The organism is Labrenzia sp. PHM005 (assembly GCF_006517275.1).
In the GTDB taxonomy this organism is placed as follows: domain Bacteria; phylum Pseudomonadota; class Alphaproteobacteria; order Rhizobiales; family Stappiaceae; genus Roseibium.
This window is the reverse complement of sequence record NZ_CP041191.1, coordinates 5,739,085-5,762,703: the sequence shown is the minus strand read 5'-3', so window position 1 is coordinate 5,762,703 and position 23,619 is coordinate 5,739,085. Positions and strand designations below refer to the sequence as shown.

Sequence of the window (23,619 nt, the reverse complement as noted above, 5' to 3'; positions counted from 1 at the left end):
GAGCGGAGTGCTTCCTGCATGCAAAAGGAATGGTCGGTTTTCATATCTCTAGCGAGGTGGGTTTCGATCGCCTTCACACTCATTGTGGCGGTCCTCCCGCCTGCGGGTGTGTTTTATGCAGGGTATACACGTCTGGAAGCCGAGTTGCTCGGCGAATTGGAGCTCAAAGGCAGTTTCGTCCGGGAAATCATTAATCTGGATCCGGAATACTGGACGTTTAACGACATCCGAATCTCTGAAATCCTCTCCAGAACCAAAAAGCGAGATCAACTCCATTTCTTAAGAGTGACAGAAACGTCGGGCAGCGTGGTGGCGCAATATCCCGAAACCGAACCGGTGTTTGTCTGGCCTGTGCTGATGGTGGAGAAATCCCTCGACGACTATGCACATGAAGTTGGCAAGCTGTCGATTACGCACTCTTTGAAATTCGTCTATTTGAAGGCGATCCTGACAGCTGCGTTGTCGTCGGTATTGGCACTCATACTGTTCTGGTTCTTGAAAGTCCTCCCGCTCCGACTGATGAAAGAATCGCTGAACGAGATCGCGTATCTGGCAACCCATGACAGCCTCACAGGGCTTGCCAATCGGACCCAATTCGATGACCGGCTGACATCAACATTGGAGAAAAGCCGAGCAAGGAAGTCGCCTGTTGCGGTGTTCACGCTCGACCTTGACCGGTTCAAAGATGTGAACGACAGCCTGGGCCATGCAGCTGGAGATCAATTGCTCATCGAAGTTGCTGGCCGGTTGAAGGCAAACATTCCAAAATCGGATCTTCCGGCGCGCATTGGCGGAGATGAGTTTGTGGTTCTTGTGCAAAGGCCGGTGGATGAAAACTCCCTCATCGAGCGGGCCAAACATCTTATTGAGGAAGTTTCCAAACCCTATGTCGTGTCCGGTCAGGTTGCGACCATCGGCGCGAGCATCGGCATATCTGTCGCGCGAGAGCCGGAGGAGTTCGATCCGATACGGATTATGCGCGGGGCCGATTTGGCCCTTTACCGGGCCAAGAACGAAGGCCGCGGCATCTGCCGGATGTTCCGCGAGGAAATGGAATTTCAACAAAAACAAACCCGGTTGGTGGAACGCGCTTTGCGCAGCGCACTGACCGACGACAGGTTCCAGCTCTATTACCAGCCGCAGTTTGATGCCAAATCAAGACGGCTGGTCGGTGCTGAAGCGTTGCTGCGCTTTGATGACACCTTCCTCACGAACATCGGCACGCAGCAGTGTATTTCGATTGCCGAAAGTACGGATCTGATCATTCCAGTTAGCAAATGGGTGCTGGAGACCGCCTGCCGGCATGCCACGTTGCTAGACCAATTGCAGATCGCGGTGAATGTGTCCCCAAATCTGTTCCGCTGGCAGGGTCTCACAGACTTTGTGCAGGAAAGACTGACCGCCTACAAATTGGACGGCAGCCGTCTGGAGTTTGAGATTACGGAAAAGGTCCTGATCGACGATGTCGACACGGCCGTCCAGACCTTGTGTGACTTGCAAAGACTGGGCGTCGGCATTGCCATGGATGATTTTGGTACCGGCTATTCCAGCCTGGGGTACTTGCGGCAATTCCCTTTTGACAAGATCAAGATAGACCGGGCCTTTATCAAGGATATCGGCGCTTCGCGGGAAGCCGATGCAATCGTGAAGGCGATCATTGCAATGAGCGATGCGCTGGGTATGAAAATTGTCGCTGAAGGTGTGGAAACGGAACAGCAATTGATGCTCATTCAGAAGGAAGGCAATGTTGATGTTCAAGGTTATTATTTTGGCCGGCCGATGTTGTTCGGGCAAATCCTTCAGGTGATGGCAAACGACCAAACATCAGACGAGATCGAAAAATGGGCGGTTAGCGCTGGGTCCTAGTTTCGTAGCGCCTGTGTGTTGAAAAATGAGCCAAAGGGAATAGCGGTCCGAAATTGCTTGCAGGCGGTGCTGTCATCCCGGCAAGGCGCAGCCGCCGCAACCGATATCCGGGCCTTGACCTTCTGCCGCCCTCATGGCACCTGTCGCGCCAACGGGTGAGGCGGGGCCTCACTGCATTTGAAACGATCCCGGTTCCCAGGAACAAAATCCATGTCGAGCGACGTTCCGGCGCATATGCGCCCTGAAAACTCTTTCCAAGGTCTGATCCTGACGCTGCAGCGCTATTGGGCCGACCAGGGCTGTGTGGTTCTGCAGCCCTACGACATGGAAGTCGGCGCTGGCACCTTCCACCCGGCGACGACCCTGCGTTCCCTTGGGCCGCGCCCATGGAAAGCCGCTTACGTTCAGCCGTCCCGTCGTCCGACCGATGGCCGCTATGGCGAAAACCCGAACCGTCTGCAACACTATTACCAGTTCCAGGTGCTCTTGAAGCCGTCGCCGGCGAACCTTCAGGAACTGTATCTGAACTCGCTTTATGCGATCGGCCTCGACCCGAAAGTCCACGACATCCGTTTTGTCGAAGACGACTGGGAAAGCCCGACCCTCGGCGCTTGGGGTCTTGGCTGGGAATGCTGGTGCGACGGCATGGAAGTATCCCAGTTCACCTATTTTCAGCAGGTGGCCGGTTTTGAATGTTCGCCGGTCTCCGGTGAGCTGACCTATGGCCTGGAGCGCCTCGCGATGTACATTCAGGGTGTCGATAACGTCTATGACCTGAACTACAACGGCCAGGAAGGTGCTGAGAAAATCACCTATGGCGATGTTTTCCTGCAGGCCGAACAGGAATACTCCCGCTACAACTTCGAGCACGCCAACACCGAAACCCTGTTCCAGCATTTCAAGGATGCGGAAGAAGAATGCCGCGCCATTCTGGACGCCGGCGCCAAGGCGCGTGATGACAACGGCTATGCTGTCCACCAGGTAGTGCTGCCGGCCTATGACCAGTGCATCAAGGCCAGCCATGCCTTCAACTTGCTGGATGCGCGCGGTGTGATTTCTGTAACTGAGCGTCAGAGCTACATCTTGCGCGTGCGCGAACTTGCCAAAGCCTGCGGTGCGGCCTTCCTGGAAACGGAAGCCGGCGGTGTCGGCTATCACAATCAGGCGGCTGAATAAGGTCGCGCCTAACGCAGATTCAAAGACTTAACCCCGGCAAACGTGTTTTCGAACGCCCAAAATGTGGTCTGGAACACAGTTTGCCGGTTTTGCCGCCGTTTGCGGGCTCTTGCCGATGACAATTGGCAGAAGTCCGGATAGCCTCCGTTTCATTGGTTTCGGAGGGTTTCATGGCCACGTGGATTATTTTTGCCGTTCTGATCGCGCTCTCGGTTTTCGCGATCCTGCTTTACAACGCGCTGGTGAAAAAGCGGCAGATGGTCGAGGAAGGCTGGAGCGGCATTGATGTGCAGCTCAAGCGCCGCTCCAACCTCATTCCGAACCTTGTTGAAACCGTGAAAGCCTATGCGTCTCATGAGAAGGATGCGCTGGAAACCGTCACCCGGCTGCGCACGGATGCAGCCTCCGTTTCTGGAAGCGACATTGTTGGCCGGGCGCGGGTGGAAGGCGAACTGAGCCAGGCGCTGGGCCGGCTGTTTGCGGTTGCTGAAAGCTATCCAGACCTGAAAGCCAGCCAGAACTTCTCCGACCTGCACAATTCCCTCGATGAAATCGAAAATGCCATTCAGATGGCCCGGCGCTATTACAACGGTGCGGTGCGCGGGTTGAATGTCGCGGTTGAAAGCTTCCCGTCCAATCTGATTGCGGGTCAATTCGGTTTCACCAAGGCGGAGTACTTTGAAATCGAGGATGCGGCCGAGCGCGCCGTTCCTGAGGTTAAGTTTTAAGTTTAGGCCGGAGAACAGATCATGAGGTTGAACCAGATCCTGATCGCGGCTCTGGCCGCTATCCTGTGGGTGGTCACTGTCAGCGGCGCGGTGTCTGACGAGCGTATCTTGAAGTTCGTTTCCGACATCGACGTCCAGCAAGACGGGTCGCTGATCGTGACCGAAACCATCACGGTGCGGGCCGAGGGCCAGGAGATCAAACGCGGCATTTTTCGCGACATCCCGCTGCGCGCAAAAAGCGCAGGCGGCTGGGAGCATGACGTTCCCTTTGAACTGCTTGACGTCTTGAGGGACGGTCAGCGGGAGAACAAGTTTACCCGCCAGAATGGGCGCGGTGTGCGCATCTATATAGGCCGCGAGGATGTTTTCTTACCCTCTGGCATATACACCTACACGATCACCTATCGTATGGGCCGGCAGGTCCGGTTCTTCGATGGGTATGACGAGGTTTATTGGAATGTCACCGGCAACGAGTGGATTTTTCCGATTGATAAGGCGGTCGCCCGGGTCACATTGCCGATTGGCGCCAGAGCAACCCAAAGCGCAGCCTATACCGGTCTGTTTGGTGATAGTGGCAGCGACCATAACATTCAAACCAGCGAGGACGGGCGAGAGGTCACTGTCACGACAACGAGGCCGCTGTTCGCCGGAGAAGGTCTGACCGTCGCGACCGGATTTACCAAGGGGGGTGTGGCCGAACCCAGTTCTGCGGAAAAGTGGCAGCAGTGGTTTCAAGACCAGCGGATCTTTGTTGTTGGAAGCGCTGCCGTTCTGATCCTTGCACTCTATTATTTGATCACATGGTTTCTCGTTGGCCGAGATCCGAAGAAAGGCGTCATTTTTCCGCGTTTCAAAGCCCCCGATGGGATTTCGCCTGCGCTTGCCAACTACATCCTTTTCCGCGGCCTTTCCGGCATGGGTTGGATTGCCCTTTCGGCTGCTTGTCTCAGCCTGGCCAATAAGGGGCGGTTGACACTCGATAAGGACGGAAAAAAGCTTGTGCTGTCGGCAAATGACGTATCCGGCGCAGAGGACACGCTGCCAAAGGGTGAAGCCGTGCTTGATCAGTTCTTGCGCGGTCGCGGCAGCTCCTTGAAGCTCAGCAAGAGCAACGGAGAAACGATCCGGATGCTGGGTGAGAATTTCCGCGCGGCCATCAATGACGAATACAAAGGCGTCTATTTCCGGGCGAATGGTTTCTACATCCTGATCGGCTTTGTCTTGAGCGTATTGGCCGGCATAGCTTTGTTCTATTTCGGTGAGTTGAGCGATCAGCAATATCTGCTGTCATTTCTGTTTGGCTTTTTTGCCATCTTCGCAACCGCAATTTCTTACGGATTGGCGTATGTAGTTTATGTAATGGTCAAAGACGACCATGATGGTTTGTTGGGTAAGGTTGTCTTTTGGGTCGCGTTTGCGCTGATTGGCGGCGCAGGTCTTTATGGCTCCGCCTGGCTCATGGCCCTGATTGAAGATACGCCAGTCTTCATTCCGATGCTGCCGTTGTTCCTGGGCGCGCTTCTGGTCATGTTCATTTTCTATGCGATGTACATCGACATCCCAACGGTCCATGGCCGGGAAGTCATGGATGAAATCGAAGGCTTGAAGCTTTATCTGTCTGTCGCGGAAAAAGAGCGTTTGAACATGTCCGGCGTGCCGGAAATGAGCGTCGTTCATTTTGAAAAACTGCTTCCCTATGCGGTCTCCCTGGGTGTTGAGAAGCCCTGGGCGGAAAGCTTTGAGAGTTGGCTTACGACCGCCACCCGCGCGGAGAGGGAGTATCATCCGCACTGGTATCGCGGCCGGGATTTCGACAGCCGCGACATCAGCCGCAGCGTCCGCTCGACCGCCAGCGCGATGGCCGGCTCGTTCCAGTCTTCGCTCCCCGTTTCCGACAGCTCCAGCTCCGGTTCCTCCGGTGGAGGTTCCTCTGGCGGCGGCGGCGGCGGTGGTGGTGGCGGTGGCTGGTAGCACACCAGCTGCGAAAGGTGCTAACTGGCAATCCTAAGTATTCTTCGCTAGGGTCTCTCCTGGGCAAACAGGGGACTCTTCAAACATGAATGGCGACGTGCTAACGCTGGATGAATTTGTCAGCTTCAATGTGGCAATTCTCGTTTATTTTCTGGGCGTTCGCCTCAACAAGAAAATCGCGTTCCTGCGCCATTACAACATCCCGGAGCCGGTGTCCGGCGGCCTGATGGTCGCCACGCTGGCACTCATCGCCTACGGCGTTTTCGACAAGGAAATCAGCTTCTCTCTCGGCGCCCGGGATTATCTTCTCTACTGTTTCTTCACGGCCATCGGCCTCAATGCGCGCTTTTCTGATCTGGCCAAAGGCGGCAAGCCCTTGGCGATCCTGCTGGTGCTCACCGTTGGTTACATGATCTTTCAGAACCTCATTGGCACCGGCATTGCCGTCGCCATGGGGTTGCCCGTTGGATTTGGGCTTCTGGGCGGCACGATTTCCCTGGTCGGCGGACACGGCACGGCGATCGCCTGGGGCCCGCGGCTGGTTGAACAATACAATGTTATCGGCGCTGTTGAGATCGGCGCGGCCACCGCAACCCTTGGTCTGATCGCCGCCAGTTTGCTGGGCGGTCCGATCGGCAACTATCTGATCCAGGTGAAAGGGGCCAAGCCGGATCCGGACCGGCCGGATGAAGGTCCGGTGATCGGGATCGAAACGGCAGAAGAAGACGACACCAACGTGACACACACAGGATTGATGCGCTCGCTTCTCGTCTTGAATATCGCCATCGCCTTGGGAGTGGCTCTGCAAGAAGCTCTTGTTTACGGCTTTGAATTGGACCTGCCGGTCTTTGTGTGTTGCCTGTTCTGCGGCATTATTTTGTCCAACACTGTTCCGGTGATTTTCAAGAAGATGACCTGGCCCGCCCGCTCCCGGTCCTTGGCGGTTTTGTCTGATCTGGCGCTTGGTATCTTCCTGACCATGTCCTTGATGAGCCTGCAGCTCTGGACCATTGCCGGTCTTGCCGGGCCGATGATGCTGATCCTGGCGGCTCAGATTGTCGGCGCTGGTCTGTTCATTATCTTTGTGCTCTTCCCCGTGATGGGGCGCGACTATAATGCCGCCGTTCTGGGCGCTGGTTTTGCAGGCTTTTCGCTGGGCGCCACGCCAACGGCCATTGCCAATATGACGGCAGTGACCAAGCAATACGGCCCGGCCATGCAGGCCTTCCTGATCCTGCCGCTGGTCTCGGCCTTCTTCGTCGATCTGGCCAACGCGGTGATCATCACTTTCTTCTTGGGCGGGTAGTGGGCCGTCGCGGCTGTTGTTTCTTTGCAATGCAGAGGCTTGTTCCCATGCCGCATAGCGGTATCAGGGGGTGACAAGTCGCGGCTGACTTGCTAACCGACGCACAACTGATTTCTGGTGGCTCTTCGCCGCCTTGACCGAAGGCTTTTGACCCTATGCCCGATCTTCTGCTTGAGCTGTTCAGCGAAGAAATTCCGGCCCGCATGCAGCGCAAAGCGGCCGAGGACCTGAAAACGCTTGTGACCAATGCCCTGGTGGATGCCGGTTTGCCGTATGAAGGCGCCAAAGCCTTTGCAACGCCGCGCCGCCTGGCTTTGCATGTCGCCGGTGTGCCCGCTGGCTCTGCCGCTACCCGTGAAGAGCGGAAAGGCCCGCGCGTTGGCGCGCCGGAAAAGGCGGTTGAAGGGTTTTTGCGCGGCGCAGGGCTTGCCTCCATCGATGATGCCACGATCCAGACCGACCCGAAAAAGGGCGACTTTTATGTGGCCGTGATCGAAAAGCCGGGCAGGTCTGCCATCGATATCATCGGCGAATTCATGCCGGGTATCCTGCGCAATTTCCCGTGGCCGAAGTCGATGAAATGGGGCACAACGTCGACCCGCTGGGTGCGCCCGCTGCATTCGATCATCGCAACCTTCGGCCCGGAAACCGAAGAGCCGGAGATCGTACCGTTCGAGTTTGACGGCATTCAATCCGGCAAGACCACACGCGGCCACCGCTTCCTGGCCGACACCGCCTTTGAAGTCCGCCGCTTTGATGATTACGCGACCGGCCTTGAAAAGCATAAAGTCGTGCTCGACGCCGACCGCCGGAAGGAGATCATTCTGGCCGATGCCAAGGACCGGGCGCTGGCGCTCGGGCTGGAACTGGTGGAAGATCCGGGCCTTCTGGAAGAAGTCGCTGGCCTGGTTGAATGGCCGGTGGTTCTGACCGGCTCCTTTGACGAATCCTTCCTGGAAATTCCGGACGAGTGCATTCAGCTGACCATCAAGGTCAACCAGAAATGCTTCGTGTTGAAGGACCCGAAAACCGGAAAACTCGCCAACAAGTTCGTCCTGATCTCCAACATCGTGGCTCCGGACGATGGCAAGCTGATCATCGCAGGCAATGAGAAGGTGATCCGCGCGCGCCTTTCGGACGCGCAGTTCTTCTGGCAGAGCGATCTGAAGACCAAACTTACCGACAATTTGCCGAAGCTGTCGGACGTGAAGTTCCACGAAAAACTCGGCAGCGTCGGCGAACGGGTTCAGCGTCTGATCGCGCTCTCTGCCGAACTCGCACCGCTGGTTGGAGCGGACGAAGAAAAAGCCAAGCGCGGGGCAGAACTTGCCAAGGCCGATCTTGTTTCTGCGATGGTCTTTGAGTTCCCGGAACTGCAGGGCCTGATGGGCCGGTATTATGCAACGGCACAGGGTGAAGATGTGTCCGTCGCAACAGCGGTCGAAGAGCACTACAAGCCGCAGGGCCCATCAGACAGCGTGCCGGCCGATCCGGTCGCGGTTTCTGCCGCCCTGGCTGAAAAGCTCGATCTGCTTGCAGGCTTCTGGGCGATTGACGAAAAGCCGACCGGCTCCAAGGATCCTTATGCGCTCCGCCGTGCTGCGCTTGGTGTCATCCGCATTGTTTTGGAAAACAATCTGCGCCTGAAATTGGGTGAGTTGATCCTGTCGGCACTGAACGCTCAGTCAGCAAAGACAGACAATGCTGAGGCTCTTGTTGCCGATCTCTTGTCGTTCCTTGCGGACCGACTGAAGGTTCATCTGAAGGACGAAGGCGCGCGCCACGATCTGATCGACGCGGTCTTTGCATTGGACGACCAGGACGATCTTCTGATGGTGGTCAAGCGGGTGGAAGCTCTTGGCACCTTTGTTTCCTCAGACGACGGCACCAACCTGCTTGCGGGCTACAAACGCGCTGTCAACATCCTGAAGGCGGAAGAGAAAAAGGACGGCAAACCGGTTACCGGCAAGCCGCACGCGGATCATCTGCAGGAGCAAGCCGAGATCGATCTGGCTTCCGCCATCGATACTGCCCGGGCGGACGCCGCCGATGCGGTTAGGGAAGAAAACTTTGAAGGCGCGATGGAAGCCTTGTCGAAGCTGCGCGCACCGGTCGACACGTTCTTTGAGGACATTCTGGTCAACGCCGACGACCCGGCGCTGCGCATGAACCGCCTGCAGCTGCTGGCCGAAATCCGCGACGCGACCCATGTGGTCGCCGATTTCTCAAAAGTGGCCGGTTAAGCCTTCTCATCGGGCCACAATAGATGGCCCATACAAATTCGTTGCCCAAAGGAAACTGACGTGACTGCAACACCGACCCGCTACGCCTTCATCAAGGCCAACTGGCATTCCGAAATTGTCGACCGCGCGCTGGACGGGTTTTGTGAAACCATCCCGTCTGACCAAGTCGATGTATTTACAGTGCCGGGCGCCTTCGAAATGCCGCTTCTGGCCCGGGATTTGGCCAACAGCGGAAAATATGCCGCCGTCGTAGCGGCCGCATTGGTGGTCGATGGCGGCATCTACCGGCATGACTTTGTGGCGCAGGCTGTCGTCAGCGGTCTGATGCAAGCGGGTCTGGATAGCAATGTTCCGGTGCTGTCGGTCTCTCTGACACCACACCATTTCCAGCCGACCGAGCACCACATCGGGATCTACAAGGACCACTTCGTTGAAAAAGGCCGGGAAGCAGCCGAAGCGGCGCTGATGATCGGCAAAACCCGGGCGAGCCTGAGGGGCTGATCGGCTGGAGCGGCGAAGCTCTATGCCATGAAATGAGAAAGGCCGGACAGAGGCGCCTGTCCGGCCTTTTTCCGCTTAACGCGTTGCCGGAGTATTTGAATTACCCAAAGTTGGCCGGTTCAAAAAAGTCAACGCGCTAGAAGATAGAGTGTGTTTCAAGTGTTTCCCGAAACATTCCAGAGGCAATCAAATCTGGCTAATTGCCCAACCGCTTACGCTCATGATGGCAAGCAGCCAAAACAAGCCGATGTGAAAGCGGAGCAAAAGAATGCCTGCCAGCAGGGTGAGGGCCATCGCCCGCCAATCAAAACTGATAAGTTCCGGGACCCAAAGGACAAACGGTCCAACGGTTTTCTGGCTGACCGATCCGAACAGGCTGTGAAGGGCGAACCAGAGACCCAGATTGAGGATAACACCAACCACAGTCGCGGTGATGGCCATTAGGGCGCCGCTTAATTTGGGAGAGCGGTCAAGACGGTCAATAAAGGGAGCGCCGGTGAAAACCCACAAAAAGCACGGAACAAATGTTGCCCATAGCCCGACCGCTGCAGCTGCCAGCCCTGCCGTGAACCCGCCGGCCTTGGCCCCGGCAAGATATGCGACAAATTCTGTGACCAATATGAGTGGGCCTGGAGTGGTTTCCGCAAGGCCGAGCGCATCTATCATTTCATTCGGTGTTAGCCAGGCTCGGTTGATGACCACTTCCTGGCTGAGATAAGTCAGGACAGCGTAAGCGCCGCCGAACGTCACAACAGCCAGTTTGGAAAACAGAAAACCGATCTCAACCAGTAGGTGGTTCGACCCGAGGGAGAGCCACAGGAAACCGAGCGGCGCTAGCCACAAGGTGAGCCAGAAAGCGGCTGTCTGCATGGTTCTTGTCAAGGGAGCCGGTGCGGCATCTTCTGGGTATGCGGTGGTCCCACGGCTTGTGAGATAGCCGTAGACCGCTGCGGCAATAATGATTGCCGGAAAGGGAAGCCCGACAAAAAAGATTGCGGTAAAGGCAAGACCGGCGAGAACCCAGTGATCCCGCCTTTTGAGCGCGCGTTTTGAGACTTTCAGCAGCGCTTCCAAAACGATCACAATTACCGCCGCCTTGATCCCCATGAACAGGGCTGTCACCAGTGGTGCGGTGCCGAAAGTTGCATAAAGAGCGGCGAGCGCCAGAACGACAATTGCTCCGGGCAATATGAAACTCATTCCGGCAATCAGTCCACCCCAAATGCCGTGCAACCGCCATCCCGACCAGGCCGCCAGCTGCATAGCTTCTGGTCCCGGCAACAGCATGCAGAAACTCAATGCGTTGAGATAAGTCTTCTCAGTCAGCCACTTCTTGTCATCGACAAGAACCTTGTGCATCAGGGCGATCTGCGCAGCAGGGCCGCCGAACGAAAGAAAACCGATTTTCAGCCAGCCTTTTGCGGCCTCGGAAATTGTAGGCTTTTCAAGTGTCATTTTGTGCCACGATCTGCTGGCCAGTCGTGGGTTTCCTCGCGCGCGTCCCGGCTCCACCGGTAAAAGGCATCGTAGAGTGGCATCGCCGCGTCCAGAAGCGCTAGATCATCGCGGTACATGCGCGACAGGCCGAGGGAGGCTGCAAGAAGGCCGGAACACTGAGGTTCCAGATCAAGCCGTTCCGTATCAGCTCCACGAACAACCCGGGCCAGATGGAGGAGCGGTTCAAAGGTAAGGCCAAACTCTTCGACCATTGTATCAAATGTGCATTTTTCACCCCTGTGGGACCAAAAGACATCTTCGAGGTCAAACGGGGTTGCATCAAAACGTTCAACGACGGCCGGAACTTCCTGTTTGGCGGTGAACAAAAAGACGGCGTATGGATCAATAAAGCGACGGATGAGCCAGGGGCAGGCAATCCGGTCGACTTTTGGACGCAGCCTTGTTACCCAGACCGTTCGTCCCTGGGCATCCGGGTTGGGCAGGTGTTTGCAATCAAGCCGGGGCAAATTGGCATCCCGCCAGCCGAAAACACCGCCCTGCAAGACTTCCGCGTCGAGCCCTTCGTGGCGAAGCCAGGCTGAGACGCCTTCACTGAGCTTTTTGCCCTTCTGGCAGATAACAACGCATTTTTGCCCGCCAATTTTTGCGGCAAGACCGTCGATATCCAGGTAGGAATGCCGGAATGAGCCGGGAATAAGATACGGGTCTTCCTGATAATCTTCGTCGATCCGGACATCGACAAGCACAGGACATTCAGGTGTCCCAATGAGGCGGCTGAGTTGAAGTGGCGTGATTTGATTTGGCGCAGGCATGCGTTCTCCATAGAGTCATGGATTGAATGAACGCGAACTTTGAGCTGACGCCTCACGGGGACATCGCAGCTACCCCTTGCGGCGGACTATGCAAAAGAACGAGAACCTATGTCAATCCACGGCGCCAGGGATTTTACATCACTCGGCAGCTTGTTGGGCCAGCCTTGGAACCGGCTTTTCCTGGATCGGCCAGTGGATGATGGCGGCGGCGATGCCGAGTGCGATGCCCATCCACCAGATGGCGTCATAAGAGCCGGTTTCATCGTAGAGCTTGCCACCGAGCCAGACGCCGAGGAACGAGCCGACCTGGTGGGACAAGAAAACGAAACCGAAGAGGGTCGCCATGTAACGCGGGCCGAACATGACTGCAACCAGGCCGGAGGTCGGCGGGACGGTCGACAGCCACAAGAGGCCCATCAGCCCGGAGAAAATCAGCACCGTCAGTGGGGTCACCGGCAGCATGATAAAACCGAAAATAACGACCGCACGCGCCAGATAAATCAGCGACAGAAAGATCGGTTTGGAGTAGCGCCCGCCGATATATCCCGACGCCAGCGAGCCGACGATGTTGCACAGGCCGATCAAGGCGATGGCTGTCGCGCCCCAGGCCGGATCAAGTCCAAGATCGGCGATGTAAGGCGGCAGATGCACCGTGATGAAGGCCACATGGAAGCCGCAGACAAAAAAGCCGATGGTGAGCAAAATGAAACCGCGGGTGCCAAAGGCTTCCGCCATGGCAGCCGTCAAACTCTGATCAGCGGTAGGCTGTGCGGTAGAAGCGGTCTGGTCAGCTTTGCCCTTCAAGGCGATCGCCAACAACGGAATCACCGCGGCCAGACCGGCAAAGACGATCAGGGTTTGCTGCCAGCCGATCCCGGCGATCAATGCGCCGCCGAGCGGGGCAAACAGGAACTGGCCGAGGGATCCGGACGCCGTGCCGATGCCGAAGGCGAGTGAGCGCTGTTCCGGAGAAACCGTACGGCCGAATGAGGCCAACACCAGCGAAAATGATGAAAAGGCGATGCCCAATCCGATCAGAAGACCAGCCGAAACGTGAAGCGCAACAGCGCTCTCTGCGTCGACCATCATCAGCAGCCCGGCCACATAAAGGGCTGTGCCCAATGCCATCGTCTTCCAGGTTCCGAAGCGGTCGGCCATCATGCCGGCGATCGGCTGGCCAATGCCCCAGACGAGGTTCTGGATCGCAATGGCGAGAGCGAAAATCTCCCGGCTCCAGTCGCGGGCTTCCGTCATCGGCTGGAAGAACAGGCCCATCGCAGAGCGCGGCCCGAAGGAAATCAGCGCAATCAGGCAGCCGCAGGCAATTACCAAAGGAATGTTGGGGCCGGTGCGGGCCTGAGAAGATGCTGTCGACATCAAAACCTCGTATCGTGAATTTACGATAGAGTAGTCCGCCAAATTCGATCAGCCAAACGTGTTATTTTGATCAATACATCAATCTTAGGAATGGATCATGAAGGCGGCGAATTCCGAGCTTAGTCCTCACCTGAAAACGTGAGCTTGAACAATTGCTGTGAGACGTTTCGACCAGTCTTTAGCCAGCTTGTTTTTCTGCTGAATTCGGCGTGAGAACACAGGCGCTTGTGGGGTGAAGTGTCGCATTTTGGCAGAAAGTGATGGATTTCGACGGCAAAACTCCCTATATAAACTCCGAACGAGCAAAAGAGATGGGCGCAAGCCCGTTTTCTTTTGACCTTAATATGCTCAAGTTGAGTATAAGTGAGTGCCGGTAAGAAAACCCGGTGTTTGCAAAGATTTAGAGGGAGGTCGCCATGACCATCGCCCAAACATCTGCCCCGGTTGGCGCACCGATCCAGACTGGCCTGTCGGCCCTTGAGCGGTATGGCAAGTTGCCCCGGCCAGATCTCAGCTACACGCCTGAAGTCGCTAAGGCGACCGCGCCGATCTACGAGAAGGTCAAGCACATCATCCCGGCGATCGAGTGGCCTGCCCTAGCGCCGACGATCCATGCGATCAACCAGCTGAAGAAAGAGCGCAACGCGGTCATTCTGGCGCACAATTATATGACGCCGGATATCTATCACGGCGTTTCCGACATTGTCGGCGACAGTTTGCAGTTGGCGATTGAGGCGACCCGGACAGACGCCGAGGTGATCGTTCAGTGCGGTGTGCACTTCATGGCGGAAACCTCCAAGATCCTCAGCCCGGAAAAGACCGTGTTGATCCCGGACATGAAAGCTGGCTGTTCGCTGGCAGAATCCATCACCGGTGCGGACGTGCGTGGCTTGCGCGAACGCAACCCGGGTATTCCGATCATCACCTATGTGAACACCTCGGCCGATGTAAAGGCGGAGTGCGACATCTGCTGCACCTCCTCCAATGCGCTGCAGGTGGTGGAGAGCTTCGGCACCGACAAGGTGTTCCTGATCCCGGACAAATATCTGGCGGCCAACGTTGGCAACAAGACCGATGTGGAAGTCTTGATCTGGGATGGTGCCTGTGAAGTCCACGAGCGCTTCACCGCTCAAGAGCTGCGCGACTACCGCAAGATCGAGCCAGACGTAAAAATCATCGCCCACCCGGAATGCCCGCCGGAAGTTGTGGCGGAAGCCGACTTTGCCGGGTCCACGGCGCATATGATCGATTGGGTGAAAACCAAGCAGCCGGAAAAAGTGATGATGATCACCGAGTGTTCCATGGCGGATAATGTCGCCAGCGAAACACCGGAGGTGAATTTCATTCGGCCGTGCAACCTGTGCCCGCACATGAAGCGCATCACGCTCGACAAGATCCTCGACAGCCTTCTGGAGATGAAGGAAGAGGTTGTGGTCGATCCGGTCATCGCCGACAAAGCGCGCGTTGCTGTCGAGCGCATGATCAACTTGAAAATCTGACCGTCCGGGTATAGGTCAGCCACAAATGAAACGACATCTTCCGGGCTTCGGCCCGGAAGCTTTTTCTGGGCCTGACCCAGACACATCCAGGATGTTTCCATGGCCATCTCAATCGATGATTTTGTACCTGCCTATCCCGGTAAGGATGTCGATGACGTCGTTATTCTGGGTGGTGGCTTGGCGGGCCTATTCTGCGCGCTGAAACTAAGCCCGAGACCGGTCACGATCATCTCCAATGCACCGATTGGGCAGGGGGCATCCTCTGCTTGGGCGCAAGGCGGAATCGCGGCTGCGATTTCGGAAAATGACTCAGAGGAAAAGCACAGGGACGATACGCTGGCCGCCGGTTGCGGAATCTGCGAGGAAAATATCGTCGACCAGATGACACGCGAAGGCAGTGATCGGGTCCGGGATCTGTTGTCCTATGGGGTTCCCTTCGACCAGGATCTGGAAGGCCGGTTGCAGCTGTCGCGGGAAGCGGCCCACTCTCATAGCCGGGTGGTGCGTGTGCGCGGCGATATGGCCGGCAAGGCGATCATGGACGCCTTGATTACGGCTGTGCGCAACACGCCGTCGATCCGGGTTCTGGAAGGCTATATCGGCGAGAGCTTTATCGGTGAAGGCCGTTATGTGACGGGTGTTCTGGCACGCCGCCGCGGCGGTCTGGAGCGGATGGCGTTTCCGGCAAAGGCTGTTGTTCTGGCCTCCGGTGGCATCGGTCATCTCTACGGCATGACCACCAATCCGCCCGAAGCAAATGGCCATGGATTGGCGATGGCTGCAAGGGCCGGTGCTGTGATCGCGGATGCCGAGTTTGTCCAGTTCCACCCGACAGCGCTTGATGTCGGCTCGGATCCAGCGCCGCTGGCCACAGAAGCCCTGCGCGGTGAAGGCGCGATCCTGGTCAACAAGGCCGGAGAACGGTTCATGGACGGGCAGCATGCCGATCTGGAACTGGCGCCGCGCGATGTTGTTGCCCGGGCCATTCACAACGAACTTGCCGAAGGCCGGGGAGCGTACCTGGATTGCCGGGAGACGATCGGCGCGCGCTTTAAGGATGATTTCCCGACCGTGTTTGCCGCGGCTCAAAGCGCCGGCCTGAACCCGGTCAAGGATCTGCTGCCGGTTGCGCCTGCCGAGCATTATCACATGGGCGGTGTTTTGACGGATGCCAACGGGCGGACATCGCTCGACAATCTTTGGGCGGCCGGCGAAGTCGCCAGCACTGGCGCCCATGGTGCCAACCGGCTCGCTTCCAATTCCCTTCTTGAAGCCGTTGTCTTTGCAGCCCGTATTGCAGAAGACATTCAGGGCCTGATGCCGACGCCGCGCAGCGCCTTCTGGGATGAGATGGACGCAGCACCTGGCCTTCCGAGCCAGCGCAACATCGAAGAACGTGAGGCGATCACGGTTCTGCGCAAGACTTTGTCTGAAAACGTTGGTGTCCTGCGCAACCGGGAGGGTCTCGCCAAAGCGCTGGCCGACATCCAGAAGGCTGAGCAGGTTTGCATCCGCCAATCCATCCAGAACATGATGGTGACCGGTAAGCTCATCGCCGCCGCGGCCTTGAAACGCGAAGAAAGCCGGGGCGGTCATTTCCGCACAGATTATCCGGACGAAAATACGGCGATGGCCAAACGGTCCTACACGACTTTGAAAGAAGTCAACGCACTTGTGGCCGACACCCTCGAAACGGCCGCTTGAACAGGAGCGTTTGAATGCCAAACAATTTGCCTGTCCTGCCGCGTCTGATGGTGGATGACGCTGTCAAAGCTGCGCTCTTGGAAGATTGGGGCCGGGCAGGGGACATCACCAGCCAGGCAACCATTCCGGCAACAGGAACCGCGAAGGCGGTCATAGCCGCACGCAGACCCGGTGTTCTGGCAGGCATAGCTCTTGCTGAAAGCGCATTCCGCCAAACGGATGGAGACCTCTCGGTTGAGGTCGTCAAACAGGACGGTGACCGTTTAGAACCCGGCGACGTTGTTGCCCGGATCGAAGGTCCCGCCAGGGCTCTTTTGTCGGCAGAACGTGTCGCGCTGAATTTCCTGGGGCATTTGTCCGGAATTGCCAGTGCAACAGCCCAGTTTGCCGATCAGATCGCCCACACAAAAGCGTCTATTGTTTGTACCCGCAAGACGACACCAGGCCTGCGGGCGTTTGAAAAATACGCCGTCAAATGCGGCGGCGGCTCCAATCACCGTTTTGGCCTGGATGACGCGATCCTGATCAAGGACAACCATATCGCTGTTGCCGGCGGTGTTGTTGAAGCTGTGGAAGCCGCAAAGACCTATGCGGGGCACCTGGTCAAGATCGAGGTCGAGGTCGATACGCTCGATCAGCTCAAACAGGCTTTGGGCGCTACTCCGGATGTTGTGATGCTGGACAATATGGCGCCGGACATGTTGAGCGACGCCGTTGCGATTGCCGGTGGCAAGGCACTGTTGGAGGCCTCTGGCGGGATCGAGCTGGATACGGTGAAAGCCGTGGCCGAGGCCGGGGTGGACCTGATTTCATCAGGCTGGATCACCCATTCGGCCCCGGTTCTCGATCTTGGTCTTGATATCGAAATCAGCTAACGGCGAGTAGAACGCCGCCCGCAGCTGTTACCGCGCCCAAGGCACGAATAATTGTGCGGGATGCCGAAGTTTGGCGGCCGGCCGCAACATGCGCGCCGTAACCAATCAGAACGCCGGCTGCGTGCAAAATAGCTGTGGCAAGGACAAAACCGGCCGCATAGCCAAACAGCCCCGCACTGCCCATTTCACCGCCATGGGCGTGACCATGGCAGGTTCCGAACAAGGTGATCAGGACGACACTGAGCCAGGTAGGCAAGCGCAACGCCAGCGCCACGACAAGGCCAAGAACCACGACAGAGGCAAGAATGGTCGGTTCGACATAGGGCAAGGGCAGGCCAGCCATGGACACGGCAAAGCCAATCAACATTGCACCGACAAATGTGCTGGGCAAAAGCCAGACACTGCGTCCGCCAATCAGGGCAGCCCACAGGCCGACAGCAATCATTGCAAGAACATGGTCCAAGCCAAAAATCGGATGGGTGAAACCGGCTGCAAAGGAGCCATGGGCCGCAGGGTCAAGATGCGCAAAAGCGGGCGAGGCAGTGAGCGCGGTGAACGCCGCGGCAAGGGTAAACCGTTTGGTCATGTGTGATCCTTTGTTTGGTCTTTCAGGTGCCCCGGAGTGGGTCGCACCTTACACGCGGGCATTGAGAGCCCATGGGGTTATGACTGATTCCAAGGTCTTTGGAAATTCAAATGAAATCGGGTTGCCAGGGCAAAAGCGCGCTACTTTTCAGATTGAACGGAGCGCCCGTCATGATTAGGGTTCTGGCAGTTAGGAATTGGAAATCAGGTCATGAGTGAGACCCAGAACAGCACTGACACCGATAAAACCATGGATGTGGTCACCCGTCTCACACGAGCGGCACAGATCCCCCTGTTGGTCGGTTTGGCGATTGGAATGGTGCTGTTTCTGATCACCTTCTTTGTCGACATATATGAAGCGATTGCGACGTATGAATTCATGGATCGGAAGAAGACCATTCTTTTGATCCTCAACATGCTGGATATGGTGTTTATCGCGAACCTCGTGATCATGGTGGCGACAAACACCTACAATACCTTCCGGATCAAGGCGTCGGCCCACGGTGAAGACTATGTGCAACGGGGACAGAAGGCCTACCGCCGCATGAAGCACCGGATCGTGTCGACGATCATCATCATTTCGTCGATCCATGTTCTGGGTGAGCTATTGGAGTTCTCAAAGACGAGCCCGCTTCAGGTTGCCGCTCTGTTTGGCTTCCACCTGGTCTTGCTGGCGACTTATATCGTTACGAATGTGCTCGAAACGAACGAAAGATAGTTTGAGGTCAATTCGTCAGTTTTAAAAGCATTCGGGGGCCAAATGCCTCAATATCCCATTGATGGTCCTGACGATTTGGCCCAGTCACCAGTTCCTGGCCATAGCGCCATAAAAGAAGGCGCGCAGTCGGCCGCCACTGAAATCTGCTTTTTGTTGCTCGACAATTTTTCGCTGTTGTCTTTCTCCTCCGCAATTGAGCCTTTGCGGATTGCCAACAAGATCATGAAACGCAAAGCGTTCAACTACATCTGCTGCACCATCGATGGCCGTGATGCACTAGCCAGCTCCGGCGGCGTGGTTCGGGCGGATTGTGCCTTGAGAGATGTTACGGATGTCGATTTGCTGGCGGTCTGCAGCAGTGACGATGTTGAACAAAATATCCTGGAGCCGTCCCACAAAAATATGATCCGCCAATTCGCGCATCGGCAAACCCGGATCGCTGGTATCTGCACCGGTGCCTATGTGCTGGCCGGCCTTGGGCTCCTTAATGGGCGGCAATGCACGATCCATTGGGAATATGCCGATCTCTTCAAGGAGCGGTTTCCGGATGCCGGACTGGTGGACAGCTTGATCCAGGCGGATGGCCGGTTCTTGACCTGCGCTGGTGGCACTACGGCTTTGGATCTGATGATCGGTTACATCGCGGAACTGCACGGCGGGGCGATTGCCAGTGACGTTGCCAGTATTGCACTCCACCAGGACATGAGATCCGGCAGCGAGCGGCAAAATACGCTCATGCGGGACGAACTGAACTTGATCCCGCGCCGCCTGCGCCGCTGCATCGAGTTGATGACGGAAAATGTCGGAGAAACCCTGTCTCAACAACAACTGGCGGACAAATTGAATGTCAGCCCGCGTCAGCTTCAAAGGGATTTCCAGCAGTATCTCGGATGTGCGCCCTTAAGCTACTACAGCAAACTCCGCCTGGATATCGCCCAGCGGCTGGTGTGCCGGACAACGATGCCGATGGTTGAGATTGCGGTCGCATGCGGTTTCGCAAATGCATCCCATTTCGCAAAGCGCTACCGGGCCCTGCATGGCAAGAGCCCGATTGAAGACCGGCAGGCCACGGGCCGGATCCGCAGCCGGAAAGGATGATCCTTAGCTTTGCTGGACGGCTGGCGGGTTTTGATTGGACCGCAAATTCTCAAGATACTTCCGCATCACTATGTAAGTCGGCTCAGAAAACCCATCGTGCCGGCCCTCGGCAACCTTGGCAAAACCTAACCTTTGAAACGCTTGATGGTTTTCAACCAGCTCAATCCGTGTGTTGAGTTCCAAGGCCGGCAGCCCTTTGCAACGGGCGCGGTCAGCAGCAAGCTCGATCAGTTTTTTCGCATATCCCTGTCCGCGCATGTTTTCGCTAACCGCCAGCTTGCCGATGTAAAGGCAGTCTTCCTTATCGCTTAGAAAAATACAGGCATCTGGTTGTTTTCCGATGGTCCAGACTTCACCCGATAAACATTGTTCCTGAATTGAGGCGGCGGTCAGCCGGAACATGGATGAGGGTGGGTTTATCCGCGGTTCCATATAGGCAAAGGAGCGCTGCACCAGTTCCAGAATACCTGGAATAAGGGGATCGTCTGAGGCGGCTCGGACCGGGCTGAGTGGGTACACGATTGATCTCCGAAAGGAACAGTACTGTCAATTTTATCAGTCATCGCATATTTAATGAAGGTGTTTTCGAAAGATGTTCCAACCTTCATGTGCGAACACAGATTCGCAGCAGTTTCTCTACTTAGCCGGAAATTATCTTCAGCTCTGCCGTCCACAGGTTTTGTGCATTTCCATTAGCTTGAATTTGGCTGAGGCAGCCGCCAGCGGAAAAGCAACAGGCAGGGATAGATGCTCAGTACGGCTGGATCAGTTCCAGCCGCCGGCATAGGTCTTATAGAAAATGTGCAGGCCGATCTTGCCGCGTTTGGCCATGGACTTTGCCCACCGCGGGTTGACGTAGTCCGCATGGTAGTGGGTCGAAGCGTCAACCATCTTCAAATAGCGCTTGCCGTCGAGCACTTCTTTGGACAGGCGCTGAGCGGTTTTCCAGGCGCCCGGGCTGGCGATCCGGTCGCGAATGCCATCGCAGGCAAAGGAGAACTGGCAGCGGTTGCGCTTGTGTTTGTTCTGATAAACCACACCGCAGATAGAGTTCGGATAGGACGGGTTTTTTACCCGGTTCAGAACAACCTGGGCGACTGCGACCTGGCCTTCTTCCTCTTCACCACGAGCCTCGAAGTAGATGGCTTCTGCAAGGCATTTCTGCTCCTTGCGGGTACCAACAGACAGCGGCAGCGGTTTTTGCGCCCACCAATGCGGATTGTCCGGATCCTCTGCCGGCGGCGGGTCTTGTTCGTACTTTGCTGCGCCGAACAGCGCATCAAATGGGTCTTTGGTTTCTTTCACAGAGTCTGGGGCATAGGCGGACACCAGTGAAAAGCTCGCGGCGGCCGCGTTTCTTGCCATCAAGGCTTGCAGGTCGATCGGGGCGCCAGGCGAGGTGCCGTCAGCACCAGACTTGTCGTTCACCGGCTCAGGCTTCACGAAGGCAACGCGCGGCAGGTCTTCGTGTTTCTTTTCGGTCAAGACCAGATTGGACATGGTGTAGAGATTGCCAGCTGCCCGGTCGACCATATGCCGGTCAGGCGCCATTGTGATTTTGCGATCGCCTTTTGCAGAGGTGTTCGTTTTGATGCCTTCTGGAACAGTGTCGGGGCGGACGCTGCGGGCAATATCTTCCAACCCAAGAATGGGTTTGGCATCGAAGTCCTTGTCGGCGGACGTCAACGTCAACAAGGGAGCCGTTGTGTGGTCGGGCACAGGCGGTGTGGCCAGATCCATTTTCGCTGCGATCCGCGATGTATAGCGCGCAGGTTCCAGAGCCATCATCCAGCGCGGCGTTTCATTGTGTTTGGCGTTGATCAGGGCAAAAATGTCCTGTTCACCGACCGATCCTTGGAGACCGAAAAACACAAACGGGCTTGCAAGCAATGCTCGGGATAACACACGGGCACGCTTACGCGTGCTTTGAGATCTTCGCATTTGACGAGAAGAAAACCGCTTTACTTCGCGGGACTTAAGGCCAGACATACGCAGCCAACTCCAACTCAATACACGCCGTCCGAATACGCCGGATCGGATTTTGCTAACGCTGTGTAAACGCCAGCTCTGAAAGAGAAGATGTCTGCTTAACCTTGAAAGACCGTTAATAAGCTTGAAATTGGCAGAATTTCTTTGTTCAAGGCTTAGTAATCCGGGAAATATAGTTAATCAGCGCCCGCCGACGCGCAGTCCGGGGGCGGGACGTTCGCTCAAGAGTTGATGTTTGAACCGGAACAAGGCCGCGGGCCGTCCGCCAGTTGCCGTAGATGTCGCGCCGGTCGGTTCCACAAGATCCGCGTTTTCCACCAGGCGGCGGAAGTTCTGCTTGTGCAAGTGCCGTCCCGAGATGGCTTCCACTGAGTTCTGCAGATCCGTTAAGGTGAAAGTGGCCGGCATTAGTTCGAAGATCACCGGACGGTATTTCAGTTTGCCACGCAGTCTCGAGATGGCTGTGGCAAGAACTCTGCGGTGATCGAAACCCATGACCGCGCCAAAGGCCGGTATTTCAGCCCGTTTCAAGGCTGTTGGACGTCCATCGCGCTTGGCTTCGGCGACGAGCCCTGCTTCATAAAGAAGTTCAAATCGCTCCAGGGCGCGTTCTTCATCCCAATCCGCACCGCCCGTGCCAAATGCCAGCATGATGCGTTCATTCCGGTCTAAAGGCCGTGGCGGTTCGCCGTCTTCCGGAGGCTCATCGGCCCAGGCTTCAAGTGCCGGGAGCATGTCCGTATCCAGCAGCTCAGGCCGGCCGGCGCGCCAATCTTCCCACGGGAAATAGTCGTACCAGGAACGCCAGGCGGAGTGATGTTTCGCAAGCGTGTCTTCAGATCCTGGTGTTTGCCGGGTGAGTGCCAAATACCCGACAGACACCACATGCGGGCCTTCGTCCCCGGTCACCCGGTGCCGGCCGCGGTCACCGAAGGTGTAGAGCTGTTCTATGTATCCCAAACGAAGAGCCGTCTGGTTTTCTACCCAGGCTCTGAGGCCGATTTCAAATGTCCGGTGATGCAGCGGATCAAACGGGCCAAAAGGCAAGCTGTCGGCCGTGCTTTTTTCAGGCGCTTCCACATGTACAATCTGCGGCATGCCTCCGGCCACCGAAACGATGACGGCATTCAGTCCGATTTCGATGCTGGCGTGCCGGTGCGGCATAAAGGCTCCTGGGTCGGTCAAATCGGCATGATAAAGGGGGCGCCTTCAAAGGCATTTGCACCGCGCCCGATTCCGCGAATAGCGTCAATCATCCGGCCGTCACGATCCAGGATTTTGTCCGCCATGGCAACAATTCTGGGATTGGGCGTTGCTGACGGCGATTGCCGGCGCAAAGTGCTGGCGGTTTCATATTCATCTGCTTCCGGATTAAGCGCGCAAGCGGTGACATAGGCCCCAGCGGTGGAGCGGCTGATGCCAGCCCAGCAATGGATCACCATTGGCGATGCCTGGTCCCAAGCCCTGACGAACTCCAGCAACTGCCGGACATGCGCTTCCCCCGGCGGGATAAGCCCTTGCACGGGAGCGGGAATATCATTGAACGACAGGTTCAAATGCCGGCCTGGCGAAATACCGGGAGGGGTGGGCACCTCCATTTCGGCGTTGATCAGGGTGACGAGAGACTTTGCTCCGGTTTTTTCAACCGTGTCGCTCAATCTTGAGAGGGAACACACATACAGCATTCAAGTACCTGGCGGATAATTCAGTGCC

At 56.6% G+C, this 23,619-nt stretch carries 20 protein-coding genes; 12 read left to right on the top strand and 8 right to left on the bottom strand.

Annotated elements, in window-relative coordinates:
* Window positions 1-18: 18 nt before the first annotated feature.
* The 7 genes from FJ695_RS26030 to FJ695_RS26000 all read left to right on the top strand — a co-directional run bounded on the left by FJ695_RS26030 (window position 19) and on the right by FJ695_RS26000 (window position 9,791).
* Window positions 19-1,866, top strand: coding sequence for a bifunctional diguanylate cyclase/phosphodiesterase (locus FJ695_RS26030; RefSeq protein ID WP_141188166.1), 1,848 nt, complete (start codon window positions 19-21; stop codon window positions 1,864-1,866).
* Between the two features lie 210 nt (window positions 1,867-2,076).
* A complete protein-coding gene (locus tag FJ695_RS26025) occupies window positions 2,077-3,042 on the top strand; it encodes a glycine--tRNA ligase subunit alpha (RefSeq protein ID WP_141188165.1) in 966 nt (321 codons plus the stop codon).
* Between the two features lie 170 nt (window positions 3,043-3,212).
* Window positions 3,213-3,770, top strand: coding sequence for a LemA family protein (locus FJ695_RS26020; RefSeq protein WP_141188164.1), 558 nt, complete (start codon window positions 3,213-3,215; stop codon window positions 3,768-3,770).
* 21 nt (window positions 3,771-3,791) lie between these two features.
* A complete protein-coding gene (locus tag FJ695_RS26015; RefSeq protein WP_141188163.1) occupies window positions 3,792-5,741 on the top strand; it encodes a DUF2207 domain-containing protein in 1,950 nt (649 codons plus the stop codon).
* An 85-nt stretch (window positions 5,742-5,826) separates the two neighbouring features.
* Window positions 5,827-7,047 carry a sodium/glutamate symporter gene (gltS, locus tag FJ695_RS26010; RefSeq protein ID WP_141188162.1) on the top strand — a complete coding sequence of 407 codons (1,221 nt, stop codon included), beginning with the start codon at window positions 5,827-5,829 and terminating at the stop codon, window positions 7,045-7,047.
* A 155-nt stretch (window positions 7,048-7,202) separates the two neighbouring features.
* Window positions 7,203-9,290: a glycine--tRNA ligase subunit beta gene (gene glyS, locus FJ695_RS26005; protein WP_141188161.1), complete on the top strand. Its 2,088-nt coding sequence runs from the start codon at window positions 7,203-7,205 to the stop codon at window positions 9,288-9,290.
* A gap of 60 nt (window positions 9,291-9,350) precedes the next feature.
* Entirely contained in the window at window positions 9,351-9,791 is a 441-nt protein-coding gene (locus tag FJ695_RS26000; RefSeq protein ID WP_141188160.1) for a 6,7-dimethyl-8-ribityllumazine synthase, read from the top strand.
* Between the two features lie 186 nt (window positions 9,792-9,977).
* Here the strand turns inward: FJ695_RS26000 and chrA are convergent, their stop codons facing one another.
* The 3 genes from chrA to FJ695_RS25985 all read right to left on the bottom strand — a co-directional run bounded on the left by chrA (window position 9,978) and on the right by FJ695_RS25985 (window position 13,438).
* Entirely contained in the window at window positions 9,978-11,246 is a 1,269-nt protein-coding gene (chrA, locus tag FJ695_RS25995; RefSeq protein WP_141188159.1) for a chromate efflux transporter, read from the bottom strand.
* Complete coding sequence (locus tag FJ695_RS25990; protein ID WP_141188158.1) at window positions 11,243-12,061, bottom strand: sulfurtransferase/chromate resistance protein; 819 nt, start codon at window positions 12,059-12,061, stop codon at window positions 11,243-11,245. The genes chrA and FJ695_RS25990 overlap by 4 nt, the downstream gene beginning before the upstream one ends.
* A 138-nt stretch (window positions 12,062-12,199) precedes the next feature.
* Entirely contained in the window at window positions 12,200-13,438 is a 1,239-nt protein-coding gene (locus tag FJ695_RS25985) for an MFS transporter (RefSeq protein ID WP_141188157.1), read from the bottom strand.
* 416 nt (window positions 13,439-13,854) lie between these two features.
* Here FJ695_RS25985 and nadA point away from each other — a divergent pair, with 416 nt between their 5' ends.
* The 3 genes from nadA (at window position 13,855) to nadC (ending at window position 17,516) form a co-directional block, all read left to right on the top strand.
* A complete protein-coding gene (nadA, locus tag FJ695_RS25980; protein ID WP_141188156.1) occupies window positions 13,855-14,937 on the top strand; it encodes a quinolinate synthase NadA in 1,083 nt (360 codons plus the stop codon).
* Window positions 14,938-15,036: 99 nt separating this feature from the next.
* A complete protein-coding gene (locus FJ695_RS25975; RefSeq protein ID WP_141188155.1) occupies window positions 15,037-16,641 on the top strand; it encodes an L-aspartate oxidase in 1,605 nt (534 codons plus the stop codon).
* Window positions 16,642-16,655: 14 nt separating this feature from the next.
* The gene (gene nadC, locus FJ695_RS25970) at window positions 16,656-17,516 is read left to right on the top strand and encodes a carboxylating nicotinate-nucleotide diphosphorylase (protein WP_141188154.1); all 861 of its coding nucleotides are present in this window, start codon (window positions 16,656-16,658) and stop codon (window positions 17,514-17,516) included.
* On the opposite strand, the gene FJ695_RS25965 is transcribed toward nadC, so the two are convergent.
* Window positions 17,509-18,102 carry a HupE/UreJ family protein gene (locus FJ695_RS25965; RefSeq protein ID WP_141188153.1) on the bottom strand — a complete coding sequence of 198 codons (594 nt, stop codon included), beginning with the start codon at window positions 18,100-18,102 and terminating at the stop codon, window positions 17,509-17,511. The genes nadC and FJ695_RS25965 overlap by 8 nt on opposite strands.
* A 210-nt stretch (window positions 18,103-18,312) precedes the next feature.
* On the opposite strand from FJ695_RS25965, the gene FJ695_RS25960 reads away from it, so the two are divergent.
* Both FJ695_RS25960 and FJ695_RS25955 read left to right on the top strand, forming a co-directional pair.
* Complete coding sequence (locus FJ695_RS25960; RefSeq protein WP_141188152.1) at window positions 18,313-18,819, top strand: YqhA family protein; 507 nt, start codon at window positions 18,313-18,315, stop codon at window positions 18,817-18,819.
* Window positions 18,820-18,861: 42 nt separating this feature from the next.
* Window positions 18,862-19,917 carry a GlxA family transcriptional regulator gene (locus tag FJ695_RS25955; protein ID WP_141188151.1) on the top strand — a complete coding sequence of 352 codons (1,056 nt, stop codon included), beginning with the start codon at window positions 18,862-18,864 and terminating at the stop codon, window positions 19,915-19,917.
* Window positions 19,918-19,920: 3 nt separating this feature from the next.
* Here FJ695_RS25955 and FJ695_RS25950 read toward each other — a convergent pair whose 3' ends face one another.
* From FJ695_RS25950 to FJ695_RS25935, 4 genes are all read right to left on the bottom strand, one after another.
* Window positions 19,921-20,436, bottom strand: coding sequence for an N-acetyltransferase (locus FJ695_RS25950; RefSeq protein WP_209010820.1), 516 nt, complete (start codon window positions 20,434-20,436; stop codon window positions 19,921-19,923).
* A 246-nt stretch (window positions 20,437-20,682) separates the two neighbouring features.
* Window positions 20,683-21,789: a cell wall hydrolase gene (locus tag FJ695_RS25945; protein WP_247653740.1), complete on the bottom strand. Its 1,107-nt coding sequence runs from the start codon at window positions 21,787-21,789 to the stop codon at window positions 20,683-20,685.
* 297 nt (window positions 21,790-22,086) lie between these two features.
* A complete protein-coding gene (locus FJ695_RS25940) occupies window positions 22,087-23,070 on the bottom strand; it encodes an NAD regulator (protein WP_141188149.1) in 984 nt (327 codons plus the stop codon).
* Between the two features lie 17 nt (window positions 23,071-23,087).
* Window positions 23,088-23,591: a tyrosine phosphatase family protein gene (locus FJ695_RS25935; RefSeq protein WP_141188148.1), complete on the bottom strand. Its 504-nt coding sequence runs from the start codon at window positions 23,589-23,591 to the stop codon at window positions 23,088-23,090.
* Window positions 23,592-23,619: the final 28 nt, after the last annotated feature.

Bases quoted from the DNA above. Each gene is read 5' to 3' on its own strand.
- FJ695_RS26025 (WP_141188165.1), top strand. From the start codon at position 2,077: ATGTCGAGCGACGTTCCGGCGCATATGCGCCCTGAAAACTCTTTCCAA.
- gltS (WP_141188162.1), top strand. From the start codon at position 5,827: ATGAATGGCGACGTGCTAACGCTGGATGAATTTGTCAGCTTCAATGTG.
- FJ695_RS25985 (WP_141188157.1), bottom strand. From the start codon at position 13,438: ATGTCGACAGCATCTTCTCAGGCCCGCACCGGCCCCAACATTCCTTTG.
- FJ695_RS25975 (WP_141188155.1), top strand. From the start codon at position 15,037: ATGGCCATCTCAATCGATGATTTTGTACCTGCCTATCCCGGTAAGGAT.
- glyS (WP_141188161.1), top strand. From the start codon at position 7,203: ATGCCCGATCTTCTGCTTGAGCTGTTCAGCGAAGAAATTCCGGCCCGC.
- FJ695_RS25940 (WP_141188149.1), bottom strand. From the start codon at position 23,070: ATGCCGCACCGGCACGCCAGCATCGAAATCGGACTGAATGCCGTCATC.
- FJ695_RS25965 (WP_141188153.1), bottom strand. From the start codon at position 18,102: ATGACCAAACGGTTTACCCTTGCCGCGGCGTTCACCGCGCTCACTGCC.
- FJ695_RS25990 (WP_141188158.1), bottom strand. From the start codon at position 12,061: ATGCCTGCGCCAAATCAAATCACGCCACTTCAACTCAGCCGCCTCATT.
- FJ695_RS25935 (WP_141188148.1), bottom strand. From the start codon at position 23,591: ATGCTGTATGTGTGTTCCCTCTCAAGATTGAGCGACACGGTTGAAAAA.
- FJ695_RS26020 (WP_141188164.1), top strand. From the start codon at position 3,213: ATGGCCACGTGGATTATTTTTGCCGTTCTGATCGCGCTCTCGGTTTTC.
- FJ695_RS25955 (WP_141188151.1), top strand. From the start codon at position 18,862: ATGCCTCAATATCCCATTGATGGTCCTGACGATTTGGCCCAGTCACCA.
- chrA (WP_141188159.1), bottom strand. From the start codon at position 11,246: ATGACACTTGAAAAGCCTACAATTTCCGAGGCCGCAAAAGGCTGGCTG.
- nadC (WP_141188154.1), top strand. From the start codon at position 16,656: ATGCCAAACAATTTGCCTGTCCTGCCGCGTCTGATGGTGGATGACGCT.
- FJ695_RS26030 (WP_141188166.1), top strand. From the start codon at position 19: ATGCAAAAGGAATGGTCGGTTTTCATATCTCTAGCGAGGTGGGTTTCG.
- FJ695_RS26015 (WP_141188163.1), top strand. From the start codon at position 3,792: ATGAGGTTGAACCAGATCCTGATCGCGGCTCTGGCCGCTATCCTGTGG.
- nadA (WP_141188156.1), top strand. From the start codon at position 13,855: ATGACCATCGCCCAAACATCTGCCCCGGTTGGCGCACCGATCCAGACT.
- FJ695_RS25960 (WP_141188152.1), top strand. From the start codon at position 18,313: ATGAGTGAGACCCAGAACAGCACTGACACCGATAAAACCATGGATGTG.